The sequence below is a fragment of the Rhizobium sp. MHM7A genome, from assembly GCF_005862215.1.
Lineage (GTDB): Bacteria > Pseudomonadota > Alphaproteobacteria > Rhizobiales > Rhizobiaceae > Rhizobium > Rhizobium bangladeshense.
Genome location: NZ_VCHT01000002.1, coordinates 550,050 through 566,375, shown reverse-complemented (window position 1 = coordinate 566,375; position 16,326 = coordinate 550,050). Strand labels below are relative to the sequence as shown.

Sequence of the window (16,326 nt, the reverse complement as noted above, 5' to 3'; positions counted from 1 at the left end):
GGAGCGCAGATTATCGCATGTCACAGAACAGAAATGCTTCTTTCGCACCGATCGCTCTGCCCGACGAGCAGATGCAGGTGCGCGTCGTCTGGCTCTATTACATGGAGGGACGCACGCAGGGTGAGATCGCTGAAGCGCTTTCGACCAACAGGCTTCGCGTCAATAAGATCATCGCCGAGGCGCGCCGATCTGGCCTCGTGACCATCACCCTCAATTCCCGGCTGACGTCCTGCATCGCCCTGGAGCAGCAACTGGCAGCGGAATTCTCGCTGAATCGGGCGATCATCGTACCAACACCCGAGGACGAAGAGCTCATCCCCGTCCTGCTCGGCCAGGCGGCCGCCGATTATCTCGTGCAATTGCTGAATGGCGGCAATATCCGCGGCGTCGGCGTCGGGTGGGGAGCGACGCTCCGCGAGATGGTTCGTCATATGCCTTCGCTCAGACGGCCTGATATTTGCGTCAATTCCGTCATGGGCGGACTTACGCATGGCATCGAGATCAACACCTTCGATATTGCGAGCGATCTTGCCCGTCAGCTCCATGCCGAATGTTCCTATCTTGCAGCGCCGATCTATGCCGGCAGCCCCGAGTCTCGAACGGCAATCATCAGGCAGGATGTTTTTGAGACGGCGTTCCGCCAGATCGAGGCGAATGACGTCATCGTGCTCAGCATCGGCGACATGACCGAACGCTCCCTGCTGATGCGCTACGGCCTTCCCAAAAACATCAACATCGACGAGCTCCTCGCAGCTGGCGCCTGCGGTGACGTGCTCGGCCAGTTCGTCGATAAGATCGGGCGGCCGATCGACCATGCGATAAACAGATGCGCAATCGCTCCCGATCTTGAAACCCTTCGAGCCATTCCCAATGTCGTCTTCACGTCGGGCGGCCTGAACAAGGTGCATGCTATCGCAGCAGTGTTGCTGTCGGGTCTGGGAAACGTGGTGATTTGCGACGAAGACACGGCTCGGCAGGCGCGACAGCTTGCGATCGAGCTGAGGACTAGTCGCACTTCGTAGCGCCGCACATCCACAGCCTACGACGCCCTGGCGCAACCGGCCGGGATCGAGAGAGGTTCCGCCGGCATTACCTTGTCGATCGCATAAAGCTTGGCGAAACCGGCATCCCCGATAAGCGTCAGTCCCGCCGGCATCGAGCTGCCGACGTAGCGGTCAGGGATATCGGCATTGGCGACGAGGATGAAGTTGAAACGCCTGCGCCAATCCGAAAGATAGGGTGTAAAGCCCTCATACTCCCGCATCATTGCCGGGCATGAAAGTACGCCGATCGACACCAGATTGCCCTCGGGAACCGCGATCTCCGACCACGGCGGCAGGATGGAAAGCGGCTGTTTGCCCTTTGCCGTAAAGAGCGTCGGCACGAAAGCATGCGAGAAGGGCACGGCGAGCGTCGGCAGATGCCGGAAGGTATCCAATCCCCAGGCAAAGTGCCGGTTGGAATGGGCAAGGCTGCTGGCGGTCTCCGGTTCATGCCCCAGAGGCAGCACGGCCGCGCCGGCAGGTACCTTTCTCAGCACAGTCTCGACAGCCGCGACATCTTTCTCCGCCAGCCACCAATTCCAGCCGACCCAGCCGGCTCGGCCGAAGACAGCAAGATTGATGATCAGCGCCAGCGACAGCGCATGTCGGCGCCTTAAATTGGCAAACGGGCACACCATCGCCATGGCGACGAGGGCTGTCATGATCGGAAAGCGCCAGCTGATCCAGCCGGTGCCGAGAGCGTGGCGCGGCGAAATACAGGAAAGAAGCAATAATCCGCAGGCGGTAACGGCGAGCCCCGCATGCACCTGCATGTCGCCCGCACGTGCGGCCCGCGTGCAGATGAGGATCAGTGGCAGAATCAGCACGACGTCAACCAACGGAACATAGGTCGTGATGGCGGAGACAAGGTTTATCAGGATCAGGATGAGGCCATCGTTCCAGGCAAGTCCAAGGCCGCTCCCGCCGGCATCCGGTAAGGCAGCAGTGCGGAGGTACAAGGCGAGCGGCGGTAGGGCGCAGGCACTGATCGCCGACGCCAATCGGCCGGTAAGCCTCGCCAACCCCACTCTCGATCGCAATATGTCGATGCGCCAGGAAATTTCGAGGCCGCAGACGATCGCGATATAGAAGCCGAGCGAGAAGATGTGCATCACCGTCAGCAGCACTGCGGCGGCGAGCCGCCAGGCAAAAATCCAGAACGGATTTCCACCCTGCAGCCGCAAATCGATGCACGCGAGGAAAAAGGCCATGCCGAGGCCGATCTGGAAATTGATGAAGCCGCCGATCATCGTGGCGCACCAGGCGAACGACAGCATGGCGATCTGCCAGTAGTGCCGGCCGCCGAAGAGCGAGCGGTGCAACCCGATCGCACCGAGCGGCGGCAACACGATCGCCAGAAAAAGCAATGCACGCGCCAACCTGTCGGCGCCGACGAGCGGCCCCAGCCAGACAGCGAGAAGATCTATTCCCACATTGGTGAAGGTGCGATTCCAATCGATCACATAGATCTCAGGGAACGGCTGCTCGCCGATACCGCCCGAAAGCAGCCAGATCCGGGCATAGTGATTGGCGTAGTCGAGAATCGGCGGGAATTGAAACAGGACGATCAATGCAGCCGCTAGCGCGATGAACACGGCGATCGCAATGGTCGAGTCCTGCCGGGCGATCAAATCCTCCGGTCCGGCCGCCACGGCGTGAACGGGCGCAGCAATTCGATTCATTTTCTGATCCGGTTGCCCTTTTGCGGCCGCGGTTCTGCCATCGCAAAGGCCGAATCCAGCGCGGCGCGCCGTTCGCCGGCGCTCATTTCCGAAAAAGCCGTCGGCAGTTCGGCCTGGTCGCCGCCCCGCAGGATCGTCTCGACCATGAACATCGGCCGCTTCTTGCTCTCCTGCACGAGACGACCGAGATATTCGCCGATGATGCCGATGCAGATCAGCTGGATGGCGCTGAAGGCGCTGACGGCCGCCATGATCGACGACCAACCGCTGACGGTCTCGCCCTGCAGCCAGCGAACGAGTGTATAGATTAGCAGCGCCACCGCCACGCCGGCGCTGATCATGCCGAGCCATGTGGCGATCCGCAGCGGCGTCGTCGAGAAGCTGGTGATCGCATCGAGGGCGAAATTGACCATCTTGCGCAGAGGATATTTCGTCGTTCCGGCAAAACGGGCGTCCCGTTCGTATGGCAGGGCCACCTGCCGACCGCCGATCCAGCTGACCATTCCACGGATGAAGCGATCGCGCTCCGGCATCGCCAGCAGAATATCAACGACGCGCCGGCGCATCAGCCGGAAATCGCCGGTATCACGCGGAATGCTGACGGAAGCGAGTCGGGAGAGAGCGCGATAGAAGATTGAAGCGGAAGCGAGCTTGAACCAGGTTTCGCCCTCGCGGCGCGTACGCTGGCCGTAGACGACATCGGCGCCGCGCTCCATGATCGGCATCATCATCAAAAGCAATTCGGGTGGGTCCTGGAGATCGGCATCGATCAGGAGCACGCGCTCGCCCCGTGACGCGGAAAGACCCGCCGTCGACGCCAGCTGGTGACCATGATTGCGCAGGAGACGGACGCCGAGCACCTGCGGCACTTTTGCCGCCAGCTCCGAAATGATCTCCCAGGTGCCGTCCGACGAGCCGTCATCGACGAGAATGAGTTCGAAGGCGTCGCCGGCGACGCTCTGCGCGGCAGCAGCGGCGCGGCGGCAGAACTCGCGCAGGCCCTCCTCCTCGTTATGGCAAGGCGCGACGATGGAAAGTAACGGTGCTTGCGTCATGCGGACGGCGGTGCCTGCTTGATGGATGGCGCCAGCCTAGAGCGGAAAGGTCAAACATCCTTTAATGGCTGGCCGGCAGCCGCGCCGACGCCGGCGCCCTCAGCGCTATTCCGCCGCGATGATCTCGCGCACGCCTTCGACATCGCGGGCCGGCGAAGCGCCGTAGAGGCGACTATATTCGCGGCTGAACTGCGACGGGCTTTGATAACCGACACGATGGCCGGCCGTACCGGCGTCCAGCCGCTCGACGAGCATCAGCCGGCGCGCCTCGTGCAGGCGCAGCTGCTTCTGATACTGGACGGGCGTCATGGCGGTGACCGACTTGAAGTGGTGATGGAAGGACGACACGCTCATATTAACGCGCTCGGCAAGATCTTCGATGCGCAGCGGCCGCGCGAAATTCTCCTTCAGCCATGCGACGGCGCGGGCGATTCTGTTGCTGTGGCTGTCTGCCGTGGCGATGTTGATCAGCCGGGCGCCGTGCGGCCCGGTCAGCACCCGGTATAGGATTTCTTGCTCGATCAGCGGCGCCATCGCAGGAATGTCGCCTGGACGATCGAGCAAGCGCAGCAGGCGGACTGCGGCATCCATCAGCTCCGGCGGCGCGACGTTCACCACCATCCCGCGCTGGCCGTCGGTATGAGAGGCCGGGCGCGGAATGTCGATGCGGCTGAGCAGCTCCAGTAACTTCTCCGAATCGATCGCCAGCCCGAGACAGAGATGAGGCACCTCGGGACTAGCCTCCGTAACTCGCCAGGCGACCGGCAGGTCAAGCGAGGTCAAGAGATAATCGCCGGTTCCGTAGCTGATCTGCTCCGTGCCGAGCTGCAGGCTCTTGGCGCCCTGCAGCACGAAGGCGAAACAGGGCCGGTAGCTGCTGTGCAAGGGATCGCTGGGCTTCGACCGGCGGCTGATATGGAGGTTGCCGATCGCAGTCGAGAACTCGCCGTCGCCGGGCGCGAAGCGCATCGCGATCTCGACGATTTCCTGATAGGGGCTGAAGGGCAAGGTCATGCGGCAACTCTTTCTGTCAATTTTCTGACCGGCGATACCGCCCTTATCTAGAGTGCCTTTGGCTTTTCGCAAACAGGCGAGCGCCTCAATTTTGCAGGATCGTGCAAAAAGCTGAGAGGATCGCTCTAACCCTCTCACGCCGTTCTGGGCAATAGTCCGCCATCCCGCTCACCCCCCCCTCCCGAAAACGAAAAAGGAAGGTTCCCATGCCTATTGCACGAGGCTACGCCGCCACCGACGCTTCCAAGCCACTAACCCCCTTCACCTTCGAACGCCGCAACCCGAACCCGGATGACGTCGTCATCGACATCAAATTTGCCGGCATCTGCCATTCGGACATCCACACCGTCCGCAATGAATGGAAGAACGCCGTCTATCCCATCGTGCCCGGCCATGAGATCGCCGGCATCGTTTCGGCCGTCGGTTCGGCCGTCACCAAATTCAAGGTCGGCGACCGCGTCGGCGTCGGCTGTTTCGTCGATTCCTGCATCGGCTGCGCTGAGCGCGACCTCGACCGCGAACAGTACATGCCGGGCCTCAGCGGCACCTACAATGACTTCGAAGCCGACGGCAAGACACGCACCCAAGGCGGCTATTCCGACTCGATCGTCGTCAAGGAGGGCTATGTCATGTCCATTCCTGACAATCTGCCGCTCGACGCCTCCGCGCCGCTGCTCTGCGCCGGCATCACGCTCTATTCGCCGCTGCGCCACTGGAATGCCGGCCCCGGCAAGAAGATTGCGATCGTCGGGATGGGCGGCCTCGGCCACATGGGCGTCAAGCTGGGTTCGGCCATGGGCGCCGATATCACCGTCCTGTCCCAGAGCCTTTCCAAAAAAGAAGACGGCCTGAAGCTCGGCGCCAAGGAATATTACGCAACCAATGATCCGGAAACCTTCACCAAGCTCGCCGGCACGTTCGACCTGATCATCTGCACCGTCAGCGCCGAGATCGACTGGAACGCCTATCTCGGCCTGCTCAAGGTGGACGGTTCCTTCGTGGTCGTCGGCGCGCCGGAGAATCCGATTCCGGTTCACGCCTTCTCGATCATCCCCGGGCGCAAGAGCATCTCCGGCTCGATGATCGGCTCGATCAAGGAAACCCAGGAAATGCTGGATTTCTGCGGCAAGCACAACATCGTCTCCGAGATCGAGAAGATCAACATCCAGCAGGTCAACGAAGCCTATGAACGCGTGCTGAAAAGCGATGTCCGTTACCGCTTCGTCATCGACATCGCCTCGCTGGCGGCCTGAGGAAAATGGAAGGCGGCTTCTCCGGCAGCCGCGCCGATGTGAGATGCCTGCAGCCGCCGAAGTCCCGTCTTCGGCGGCCGTTTTACGTCATCGGAAGATGTCAGCGATTGTACAGCGCGGTTATCCCCTGAAAAGGCAAGGCGGACGCCGAGAAGGATCATGACGATACCGGAGAACCGCTGCTGCCACGCGATCAAGCTTGGCCGGCGCGAGAGCCAGCCGCCGAGCGTGCCCGCGCCGAACGCGACGGTGCCGAGGATGACGAAGTTCGAAAGCTTCGTCACCGCCCCGTGAACAAGAAGCTGCATCGCCACCGGCCATGAACTCTCGGGGTTCACGAATTGCGGAAGGAAGGCGAAGAGAAAGACGAGCGCCTTCGGATTGGTCAGATTATTAATCGTGCCCTCACCAAGCGCCCTCGCTGCCGAGACGGACTGTGCCGCTGTCCGTGCCCCTCGCGATGCCGGTCTGCACTGCGAAGCAGCTTGACACCAAGCCAGGCAAGCTACGCGGCTCCGGCCCAGCGCAGAATGTCGAAAGCAACCAGCGAGGCGTGAAGCAGCGAGCCAACGCCCAGGATCAGCAGCGAGATCTGGATTGCCCCGGCCAGCACCGTGATGCCGACCGCACTCAGAAAGGCGGTTCGCCGACCCTGCCCGACGCCTCGCCCGATGACGAGCATCATATCCGGCCCCGGCGAGAGCTGAATGGCGAGAACGGCGACATAAAGGTGAGAAACGTATCGATATCGGGCATGAAGCCTCCGAACTTGAGGTGATAATAGTCGGGGGAAATCCTTGTTCCCGACCGAGCGCGACTTTAGACACTCCCGCGCAGGCGCAGCAGATATTCGACGGCGTTGAACGGATCAGGCCCCGAGCGGCGGCGAAAGCGCGGCGAGCTGGTCGCCGGGGCGTGATGGTCGAAAGCGGTTTCCATGGTTCCTGCCCCACTCGTCAGGCCCGGCAATTGCTGCTGGACGTTTCGAACCACCGCAGATGCCATGGTGCCTTCAAGCCGGGCGACGCCGTCGGCGATCACCGAATCCGACGTCGTCGACGCCGATTTTGCAAGCAGGGTGAGCACGGCGCTCAACCTCTCTGCCGGCGTTTCGATGTAAAAGCGGTCCACAGGTTCGCAGAGAATAGTCTGTGCGGCCGTTAGCGCCGTCGCCAGCACCCAAGGAGTCAACTGCCGGAAATCGGCGGCGGTACTTGCGGGCGAACTGTGCCGGGCCGCCGTCATCGCCACGTGGCAATCGACGACCTGCCAGCCGAAAATCCCCTGCTTCAGCGCCTCGAACACGGTTTCCGCGACCGCCCGATAGAAGGCGGCGGGCATCTGGCCGACATCCACTTCCAGCGCGAAGCTGTTGCCCGCTCCGGCCGGCCGCGGCTCGACTCGCAGGCCTACCGTCGCCAAGAAGGGATTGGGTTCCTTGAAGAGGATCTGCAGGCCCTCTCCAATTCCCATGGGCCTTTCGACATAGATGACCATGCTTTCATCGAAGCTTGCCTCAAGGCCGAAGTCCGTGAGCAAGGTCGATTGGATCACCTCCTTCTGGACCTCGCCATAGAGGGAGACGAAGACCTCGTTCGTCTCATCGTTCCGGCGCAGATTGATCAGGGGATCCTGCTCGACCATCTGGTTCAGCGCCAGCCAAAGCGCAGCCTTGTCGGAAGGCCGCCGGGCGAGAACCAGGGTTTCCAGCGTCGGCAGCGCGAAGCAAGCCCGTCGGTCGAAGCGCGCATCGCCGCCTACCACATCGCCAATGCGGGCGCCGGTTAGGCCGCTGACGCGCGCAATCTGCCCGGCGCGAAAACCGTCGACCGCATGACTGCGGCCTCCCTCGAAGAGCTGGATCGCGGTTATTCTTTCCGCCCCTTTTGGCAGATCCAGATATTGCCGGAGCCGCACCGTGCCCGAGGCCAGGGAGAAATAGCACAGCTTTTCCCCGCCCCAGCCGCGCTCGATCTTGAAGACGTTGCCTGCGACCGGACCATCCGGATCGGGTCGCCGCGCCGGCAAGATCGCGGCGATGGCCGAGGCGAGCGCCGGCACGCCGGCGCCGGTCATGGCCGCGCCGGCGAAGACGGGATGCACCAGGCCGTGCGCCACCTGATCGGCCAGAGCGCGGCCGAGCCTTTCCTCCGTCAGGCGCTCAGGGGCGAGCACATAATCATTGAGCAGTACTTCGTCGTTTTCCCCGAGCGCCTCGCAGAGCGCCGAAAAAAGTGGCTCGTTTCCCGAGTCCTGTGCCTCCACCCGCGCAAGCTTGGTGCCGGCATCGATGACCGAAGACATGGGGATCGGCCGGACGGCCAACTGCGCGGCGAGCGCCTCCATCACCTCCCCATAACGCGCGCCGAGGCGATCGACCTTGTTGACGAAGAAGATAAAGGGGACACCCAGCCGCCGCAACGCCCGCACCAGCACGCGCGTCTGCGCCTGCACGCCTTCGACCGCCGAAACGACGAGGACCACGGCATCCAGCAACCCCAGCACCCGCTCGACCTCGGCGATGAAGTCCGGGTGGCCGGGCGTGTCGATCAGATTGACGGTTACGTCGCCGATTGCAAACGACACCACCGCGGCCCTGATCGTGATGCCGCGTTGCCGCTCGAGTTCGAGATTGTCCGTCTGTGTATCACCGGCATCGACGCTGCCGAGCTTGTCGATGACGCCGGCGTTGAAAAGCAGTCTTTCGGTAAGGCTAGTCTTGCCTGCATCTACATGGGCGAGGATGCCCAAATTCAAAGTGCGCATGAACCACCAACTTCTCAGAAATTCGGATGTGATTTTCTTGAGAAGCGAGTCGGCGCATTGGGACCTCTACCCGTTGTTACGGCTGGATGCGTGACCTCCCGGTGGTGGGAGACGCGGGCGGGATGCTAAGGGCGTGTGGGGAAAAATGTCAAGGTTGGGTGTATCACCCCAGATGCTGTGCATCACGAAATTCAGCGCAGGCATCCACCCACCACCCTCATCCCTGTGCTCGTCAATCCAGCGCGTCCAAGTCTTTGGACACAGCAGACTCTGTCCGTAACGGCAACTCATTCACGGCGCAGACGCGCCGTGGCTGGATTCCTGTGACGAGCACAGGAATGGCGGAGGAGAAGATGTGCCGTGTGTGCCCCTATAACTTTTTACGCCATCCGTCAGCTGCCTACCCCTCCTCCCGCATCGTCTCCCGCTGCGTGATCAGCCGGGCGCTGTGTTGGCCGCTCAGATAGATCCACAACCAGTTCCAGGCGACGGAGAAGCGTGAACGGGTGCCGATCAGGAAGTAGATATGGGCGAGACCCCAAATCCACCAGGCTATCCAGCCTTTCAGCTTGATCCGGCCGAAATCAATGATCGCGGCGCTCTTGCCGATTGTCGCCAGGCTCCCCTGATGCCAGTATTTGAAGGGCGCAGGCGCCGGCTTGCCCGACAGCCGGGCGCGGATGACCTTGGCGACATAGCCGCCCTGCTGCTTGGCGGCGGGCGCGATGCCAGGCACAGGCTTGCCGTCCTCGCGCATCACCGAGGCAGTATCGCCGATAACGAAGACGTCGGGAAGGCCGGGCGCGCTCAGATCCTGTTCGACGACGACGCGCCCTGCCCGGTCGGCCGGGACGTTGAGCCAACGGGCGGCCGGCGAGGCTGTGACCCCGGCCGCCCAGACAATCGTCCGGCTCGGCACGAAAGTTTCACCGATTTGCACGCCGTCGGCGCCGCACTCCGTCACCGGTTTGCCGAGGAGGACCTCGACGCCGAGTTTCTCCAGCGCCTTCTGCGCATAGGCCGAAAGCTCCTCGGCAAAGGTCGGCAGCACCCGCGGGCCGGCCTCGACCAGCACGACCCGTGTCTTGCGCGTATCGATGTTGCGGAATTCGTCCGGCAGCGTGAAATGCGCGAGCTCGGCGATGATGCCGGCAAGCTCGACCCCCGTCGGGCCGGCGCCGACGATCGTGAAGGTCAGCAGCGCATCGCGCACCGCGGGACTGACCTCCATCTCCGCCTTTTCGAAGGCGAGCAGAACGCGCCGGCGGATCGTCGTCGCATCCTCCAGCGTCTTCAGCCCCGGCGCCACCGGCTCCCATTCGTCATGGCCGAAGTAGGCATGTGTTGCCCCCGTCGCCAGCACCAGCGTATCGTACCCCAGAGTCATGCCGTTGCGTAAAGAGACCGTTTTCGCGCCGCTGTCGACATCGGTGACCTCGCCGAGCAGCACCGTTACGTCAGGCCGGTCGGCATAGAGGCGGCGGATAGGCCATGCGATTTCCGAGGTGGAGAGAATGGTCGTCGCTACCTGATAGAGCAGCGGCTGGAAGAGATGATGGTTGCGCCGGTCGACGAGCGTGATCTTCACGCCTGCGCCCTTCAACCCGTTGACGAGCTGCAGCCCGCCGAAACCGCCGCCGACAACGACGACATGATGTTCGCTCATGACTTACCCCTTTTGCGCCATTTCGCTCGGAGCCAAATGTGGCTCTCGCAGCGAATGTTGCAACCGTCGTTTCGGAATGGCTCCCGTGCAGCGATCGCAGTCGACAGAGCGTGTCGCTAAAATGCACAGCAGTTTTGGTGAGCACAGCGTGTCGGAACCAAAAACCTGAAGCAAAAAACGAATCTAAGCTGGCAAAACTTGCCGAGCAGAAATCAGGCGGAGGTGTGCCGAGGTTTGAACAGGCAGGCCGACCGAACGGATCATGACGTCGGTCGACCTGGAACCAGTTCACAGCGCCAATGCGCGCAAGTGTCAATCAGTAGGGACTGATGCACTGGCGACGGGGTCCGTAATAGGGCTGGAACGTATTATCGAAAGCCCTGTAGGAACGATAGCGGGCATAACACCAGCTCACGTGGCTGCGGCGCCCTCCATAATAGCCCGATGATGCATAGTTCCGATAGGGCGGGGCATAATACCGGCCGTAATCGCGATAGGGCGGACCATAACGGTAGGGCGAGCCATAATAGCGGTAGGGTGGATCGTAATAGCGGTACGGGGAACCGTAGTAGCGGTAGGGCGAACCATAGTAGCGGTAAGGCGAGCCATAATAGCGGTAAGGCGAGCCATAATAGGGCTGTGCCAATGCGCCGCCAATGATGGTGCCGACGGCTAGACCACCCAAAGCCCAGCCCCACTCAGCTCCCCGCCGATGTCCACCTCGGCCGCGCCATCGTACATGCTCGATCTGCTGCTGCGCCTCGATCCTAGGTGGGTTGATTGCCGGAAACGCCTGAGCCGGCGTGATGCCGGAGGCACCGATGATCAAGCATAAGGCGGCGACGCTTAGCTTTCTCATGATTGTTCTCCTCTACTCCTCCAAGTGAAGGAAATATCCTCCCCTCCACCTGAACCAAAGGTGAACGTAGTATGTCGAAAAACGTTCCATATTGAGACAATTAATCGCTACCGATAGCCCGCGGCATAGCCCACGGGTATCGCCATTCCATTTTTCAGTTCCTCCATCGAAATCGACGCCGAGACGTCGAAGAGTTCCAGCTTTCGCACGATCTGCTTGTAGATCACGTCGTAATGCTCGACGCGCGGCAGGACGATCTTCAGGATATAATCGTGATTGCCGGTCAGCCGGTGCGCCTCGACGATTTCGGGGATATCGCTGATTATCCAGCGGAAACTCTCCGTCCAATCGTCGGAATGGTGCGCCGTCTTGACGAGAGCGAAGACGGTCGTCGGCACGCCCATCCTCTCCCTATCGAGCACGACGATGCGCCGAGCGATATGGCCGCTCTCTTCCAGCCGCTGGATGCGCCGTGAACACGCCGACACCGAAAGCGCCACGCGCTCGGCCAGATCGGTTACGGAGATGCTCGCATCCTTTTGCAGCATGTCGAGAATGCGTCTGTCGCGATCGTCAAGCATTGCCCGAAATCATCCCCACGCCGAAAATTTGCGTCATCACATCCAAACACGCAAAACCATAGCACAAAAATGGCCCGCAAAACAAACAACGCAAACATACCGCGCCGGCTTTGCGGCATGATTTTTCAAGTTCAAAACAAGGGAGTGTGAGGAATGGAAACGATCGGCCTGATTGGCGGCATGAGTTTTGAAAGTTCGGCGGTCTATTACCGTCTGGTCAACGAAATGGTGCGCGCCCGCAAGGGCGGCCTCGCCTCGGCCGAGCTCATCCTGCATTCGGTCAATTTCGAGGAGATCGTCGCCCTTCAGAAGGCTGGAGATTGGGCTGGTGCGGCACACCACCTCGGCAATGTCGCCGAAAGCCTTCAGGCGGCCGGCGCCGGCTGCGTGCTCATCTGCACCAACACCATGCACTTGATCGCTGAGGAGGTCGCGGCGAGGATTTCGGTGCCGCTGATCCACATTATCGACGAAACGGCGAAATCGCTGCGTGCGGCCGACCGCAAGCGTCCGTTGCTGCTCGCCACCCGCTATACGATGGAGCATGGCTTCTATAGCTCCCGCATGAAGAGCCTCGGCCTCGACATCATGGTGCCCGACGCGGCTGACCGCACCACGGTCCATGACATCATCTTCAACGAGCTCTGCGTCGGCAGGGTGCACGAAAGCTCGCGCGAAAAGCTGATCGCGATCATCGACCACGCCATGGAACGCGGCGCCGACAGCATCATCCTCGGCTGCACTGAGATCTGCCTGATCCTCGACCCCGACCGCCTGCCGCTGCCGGGTTTCGACACGACCGCGATCCATGCGCGGGCTGCAGTGGAATTCGCTTTTGGTGCCGAGGAAGAAGCCGAAGAGGCGGCTGCCTGATCAGAGCGTCAATTTAGTTGACTCAGTCAAATAAATGCATGACAAAGGTCTGCGCCAGGAGATCTTGTCAGTTCATCGACGCCTCGCTTCGCCTCAACATCATCCTCGGCACAAGGCCGAGGACTTCGAGGAGTTGGCCGACTTGTCCCGCAAAAGATCTCCATCTGGAGACCATTTGCCATGCCCGATGTCGCCCTTATCGAAACCGCCCGCGATTTCAACCGGTTCTACACGAATTTCCTCGGCCTCCTGAACAAGGCCTATCTCGATTCGCCCTACACGCTGACGGACGCCCGCGTCCTCTTCGAGATCGGCTCGCATGAAGGTGTCAGCGCCAAAGCACTCGCCCGCGACCTGCATCTCGACCCGGCCTATCTCAGCCGCATCCTCAAGCGTTTCCGCGCCGAAGGGCTGATCGAGACCAGCGCCGATACGGCTGATCTGCGCAGCCAGATCATCACTGTCACCGACCGGGGACGAGAAGAGTTCGAAGAACTCGGACGGCGCGCCAATGACCAGATCGCCGCCCGTTTCGACATGCTTGCGGCCGGCGAGCCGCAGGCGGTGGTCTCAGCCATGAACACGATCCGTGCCCTGCTCGACCCGACGGCAAAGCCAGCACCCGCGATCATTCGCGCCCATCGCGCCGGCGATATCGGCTGGATCGTCGAGAGCCAGGGTCGCTTCTATGCCGAGGAATATGGCTGGGACCTGCGTTTCGAGGCGCTGGTCGCCGAAGTTGCCGGCAAATTCCTCGCCAATTTCGATCCTGAAAAGGAATATTGCTGGATCGCCGAACGCGGCGGCGTCAATGTCGGCTCGGTCCTCGTCACCGATGGCGGCGATGGCGTCGCCAAGCTGCGCCTGCTCTATGTTGACAAATCCGCTCGCGGCCTCGGGCTTGGCAAGCTGCTGGTCGGTGAATGCATCCGCTTTGCCAGGCAGAAGGGCTACCGGCAGCTATCGCTCTGGACCAACGATATGCTGGACACCGCCCGCGCCATCTACATCAAGGCCGGCTTCGAACTTGTCTCCGAGGAGAGACATTCCATGTTCGGCCCCGAGGCGAAAGGCCAGACGTGGGTACTCGATCTCTGATTTCGCTGCATCGCGGAAATTCCGCTTGATTTGGAAACGGTCATTCCCTAATTAGGGGACATGACCGTTGCCAACCTCACATCAGATGAAAAAAACCGCAGCCGCGGCCGTCCGCGCGAGTTCGATATAGACGCCGCGCTTGATTCGGCACTGCGGGTCTTTTCCGAACGCGGCTACCACGCCACCTCGATCAGCGAACTGAGCGAGGCGATGGGCCTTGCCTCGGGCAGCATCTACAAGGCGTTCAAGGACAAACGCGGCGTCTTCGTCGCCGCCTTTGCCCGGTATCGCCAACTCGGCCGGCGACGCCTGGAAGCGATGATCGCATCTGCGGACACGGGCCGCGAAAAGGTCTTCCAGATGGTGATGTATTACACGGAGCTCTCCCATGGCGAGGCCGGCCGCAAAGGTTGCCTCGTCGTCGGCGGCGCCAATGACTTCGCCCTGCTCGACGAGGAAACCGCCGCTCATGTCGCCACAGCCTTTGCCGCCGACGAAAAGCTGATGGCCGATCTCATCCGCATCGGCCAAGTCGACCACACCATTCCGAAAACGGTGGATGCTGATGCCGCCGCCCTCACCTTTCTCTGCTTTACCAAGGGCTTGCGCGTCATCGGCAAGACAGGGCGCAGCAGGCAAGAGATGCTCGCCGCAGCCGAAGCGGCGATGAAGCTCCTGACCTGAATACGCACGTTAGATTACGCGCAAACGTTCGACATGCGTCATCAGGTCAAGGATCGGGTGGCTGCAGCTAGCATTCTTTCATTCAATTCTCACTATCTTTGAGAACCGGAGTTTCTGATGAGCATTTCAGCCACCACGCCGGATAAAGCCATTCCACGAGCGCTATCCCCCTGGCTCACCTTTCTTTTCGCCGCCGCCTGCGGGCTGGTGGCCGCCAATCTCTATTACGGGCAGCCGCTTGCCGGGCCGATCAGCGCCGATCTCGGCTTTTCCCCTGCCGCGACCGGTCTGATCGTCACGCTGACGCAGATCGGCTACGGTCTCGGCCTGCTGCTGATCGTGCCGCTCGGCGACCTCACGGAAAACCGCCGCCTCGTCCTGCTGCTGATCGCCGTCTCTGCCGTGGCGCTGATCGGCGCCGCGCTGTCTTCGACGCCGGCCATGTTCCTCGCCGCCTCGCTCTGCATCGGCCTCGCCTCGGTCGCCGTCCAGGTGCTCGTGCCCTTTGCCGCGAACATGGCGCCGGATGCGACGCGCGGCCAGGTCGTCGGCAACGTCATGAGCGGCCTGCTCTGCGGCATTATGCTGGCGCGGCCCTTCGCGAGCTTCGTCGCCGAGGCCTCGTCCTGGCACATGGTCTATTATGTCACAGCAGCCCTGATGCTCGTGCTCGCCATCGTCTTGCGCACCAACCTGCCGGTCCGCGTCCCGAAGACCAAGCTTGGCTATGGCGAACTGCTTGCCTCAATGGCCCATCTGGCGCTGACCTCGCGTGTGCTGCAGCGCCGCGCCCTCTACCAGGCCGGCATGTTCGGCGCCTTCAGCCTGTTCTGGACGACGACGCCCCTGCTGCTCGCAAGCCCCGCCTTCGGGCTGACGCAGAACGGCATCGCCCTCTTCGCGCTCGCCGGTGCCGCCGGCGCCGTCGCCTCGCCGATCGCCGGCCGGCTTGCCGACCGCGGCATGACCAGGATCGCCTCGACGATCGCCATGCTGCTCGGCATGGCGTCCTTCCTGATCAGCCATTTCGCAAGCGACGGCTCGCTCACCGCGCTGATCCTTCTGACCGCGGCCGCGATCATTCTCGATTTCGGGGTGACGACCAATCTCGTCTGCGGTCAGCGGGCGATCTATGGGCTGAACCCGGAACATCGCAGCCGCTTGAATGGCCTTTTCATGGCCACCTTCTTTGCCGGCGGCGCGCTGGGTTCCGCTTTCGGCGGCTGGGCCTATGCCACAGGCGGCTGGACCATGACGGCGTGGATCGGTTTTGCCTTCCCGGCGCTCGCCTTCCTGCTGTTCCTGACCGAAGGGCGCGGACGCAAAGCCTAGCTCTCTGCGGAATCGAAACGCGAACGGGCGGCGCGAACGGCATCATGGTTCGCTTCCGCCCAATTCAAGAGTTGCGACAGCGGCTGATAGAGCGAGCGGCCGAGATCGGTCATCGAATATTCGACGCTCGGCGGCTTGGTCGGAAACACTTCACGCGCAATGTAACCGTCCCTCTGCAGATCACGCAGCGTTTGTGTCAGCATGCGCTGCGATATATCGGGAAGCATCCGCCGCAGTTCGCCGAAGCGGCGGGGCTCGGCCGCCAGCACTTCGAGCAGCAGCGTCGACCACTTGCCGCCGATCTGCTGCATCATGTCCCGCACCGGGCAATTGGAAAAATCAAGGGCAGCAAGATTAATCTCGCGCCGCGCCCCTGGCATCCTGTTCTTGAGACTGACGATTGCCCCGCCCATGAACTTG

16 protein-coding genes are annotated in these 16,326 nt (G+C 61.8%); 6 read left to right on the top strand and 10 right to left on the bottom strand.

Features of this window, described 5'->3' with window-relative positions; genetic code table 11:
• Positions 1-17: 17 nt before the first annotated feature.
• Positions 18-1,022, top strand: coding sequence for a sugar-binding transcriptional regulator (locus FFR93_RS10920; RefSeq protein WP_138393218.1), 1,005 nt, complete (start codon positions 18-20; stop codon positions 1,020-1,022).
• Positions 1,023-1,039: 17 nt separating this feature from the next.
• Here the strand turns inward: FFR93_RS10920 and FFR93_RS10915 are convergent, their stop codons facing one another.
• The 3 genes from FFR93_RS10915 to FFR93_RS10905 form a co-directional block, all read right to left on the bottom strand.
• Positions 1,040-2,725 (bottom strand): hypothetical protein, encoded by a 1,686-nt coding sequence (locus tag FFR93_RS10915; RefSeq protein ID WP_138393217.1) that lies wholly within the window; start codon positions 2,723-2,725, stop codon positions 1,040-1,042.
• Positions 2,722-3,780, bottom strand: a complete 1,059-nt coding sequence (locus FFR93_RS10910) for a glycosyltransferase family 2 protein (RefSeq protein WP_138393216.1) — start codon at positions 3,778-3,780, stop codon at positions 2,722-2,724. The genes FFR93_RS10915 and FFR93_RS10910 overlap by 4 nt, the downstream gene beginning before the upstream one ends.
• Positions 3,781-3,885: 105 nt before the next feature.
• Entirely contained in the window at positions 3,886-4,794 is a 909-nt protein-coding gene (locus FFR93_RS10905; protein WP_064705509.1) for an AraC family transcriptional regulator, read from the bottom strand.
• A 206-nt stretch (positions 4,795-5,000) separates the two neighbouring features.
• Between FFR93_RS10905 and FFR93_RS10900 the strand changes: the two genes are divergently transcribed.
• Entirely contained in the window at positions 5,001-6,047 is a 1,047-nt protein-coding gene (locus FFR93_RS10900; protein ID WP_064705510.1) for an NAD(P)-dependent alcohol dehydrogenase, read from the top strand.
• Here the strand turns inward: FFR93_RS10900 and FFR93_RS10895 are convergent.
• The 6 genes from FFR93_RS10895 to FFR93_RS10875 form a co-directional block, all read right to left on the bottom strand.
• Positions 6,008-6,547, bottom strand: a complete 540-nt coding sequence (locus FFR93_RS10895) for a LysE family translocator (RefSeq protein ID WP_260695027.1) — start codon at positions 6,545-6,547, stop codon at positions 6,008-6,010. The genes FFR93_RS10900 and FFR93_RS10895 overlap by 40 nt on opposite strands.
• 5 nt (positions 6,548-6,552) lie before the next feature.
• Positions 6,553-6,732 carry a hypothetical protein gene (locus FFR93_RS41890; RefSeq protein ID WP_260695000.1) on the bottom strand — a complete coding sequence of 60 codons (180 nt, stop codon included), beginning with the start codon at positions 6,730-6,732 and terminating at the stop codon, positions 6,553-6,555.
• Positions 6,733-6,866: 134 nt separating this feature from the next.
• Positions 6,867-8,813 carry a TetM/TetW/TetO/TetS family tetracycline resistance ribosomal protection protein gene (locus tag FFR93_RS10890; RefSeq protein WP_138393215.1) on the bottom strand — a complete coding sequence of 649 codons (1,947 nt, stop codon included), beginning with the start codon at positions 8,811-8,813 and terminating at the stop codon, positions 6,867-6,869.
• A gap of 400 nt (positions 8,814-9,213) precedes the next feature.
• Positions 9,214-10,479, bottom strand: a complete 1,266-nt coding sequence (locus tag FFR93_RS10885; protein WP_138393214.1) for an NAD(P)/FAD-dependent oxidoreductase — start codon at positions 10,477-10,479, stop codon at positions 9,214-9,216.
• Between the two features lie 316 nt (positions 10,480-10,795).
• Positions 10,796-11,338: a BA14K family protein gene (locus FFR93_RS10880; RefSeq protein ID WP_064705515.1), complete on the bottom strand. Its 543-nt coding sequence runs from the start codon at positions 11,336-11,338 to the stop codon at positions 10,796-10,798.
• A gap of 107 nt (positions 11,339-11,445) precedes the next feature.
• Entirely contained in the window at positions 11,446-11,919 is a 474-nt protein-coding gene (locus tag FFR93_RS10875) for an Lrp/AsnC family transcriptional regulator (protein ID WP_138393213.1), read from the bottom strand.
• Between the two features lie 153 nt (positions 11,920-12,072).
• On the opposite strand from FFR93_RS10875, the gene FFR93_RS10870 reads away from it, so the two are divergent.
• The 4 genes from FFR93_RS10870 (at position 12,073) to FFR93_RS10855 (ending at position 15,906) form a co-directional block, all read left to right on the top strand.
• A complete protein-coding gene (locus FFR93_RS10870; RefSeq protein WP_064705517.1) occupies positions 12,073-12,792 on the top strand; it encodes an aspartate/glutamate racemase family protein in 720 nt (239 codons plus the stop codon).
• Positions 12,793-12,972: 180 nt separating this feature from the next.
• Complete coding sequence (locus FFR93_RS10865; protein WP_138393212.1) at positions 12,973-13,890, top strand: bifunctional helix-turn-helix transcriptional regulator/GNAT family N-acetyltransferase; 918 nt, start codon at positions 12,973-12,975, stop codon at positions 13,888-13,890.
• Between the two features lie 60 nt (positions 13,891-13,950).
• Positions 13,951-14,574: a TetR/AcrR family transcriptional regulator gene (locus FFR93_RS10860; protein WP_064705519.1), complete on the top strand. Its 624-nt coding sequence runs from the start codon at positions 13,951-13,953 to the stop codon at positions 14,572-14,574.
• A gap of 117 nt (positions 14,575-14,691) precedes the next feature.
• Entirely contained in the window at positions 14,692-15,906 is a 1,215-nt protein-coding gene (locus FFR93_RS10855) for an MFS transporter (RefSeq protein WP_064705520.1), read from the top strand.
• Here the strand turns inward: FFR93_RS10855 and FFR93_RS10850 are convergent.
• Complete coding sequence (locus tag FFR93_RS10850; protein ID WP_138393211.1) at positions 15,903-16,319, bottom strand: helix-turn-helix domain-containing protein; 417 nt, start codon at positions 16,317-16,319, stop codon at positions 15,903-15,905. The genes FFR93_RS10855 and FFR93_RS10850 overlap by 4 nt on opposite strands.
• Positions 16,320-16,326 lie beyond the last annotated feature (7 nt).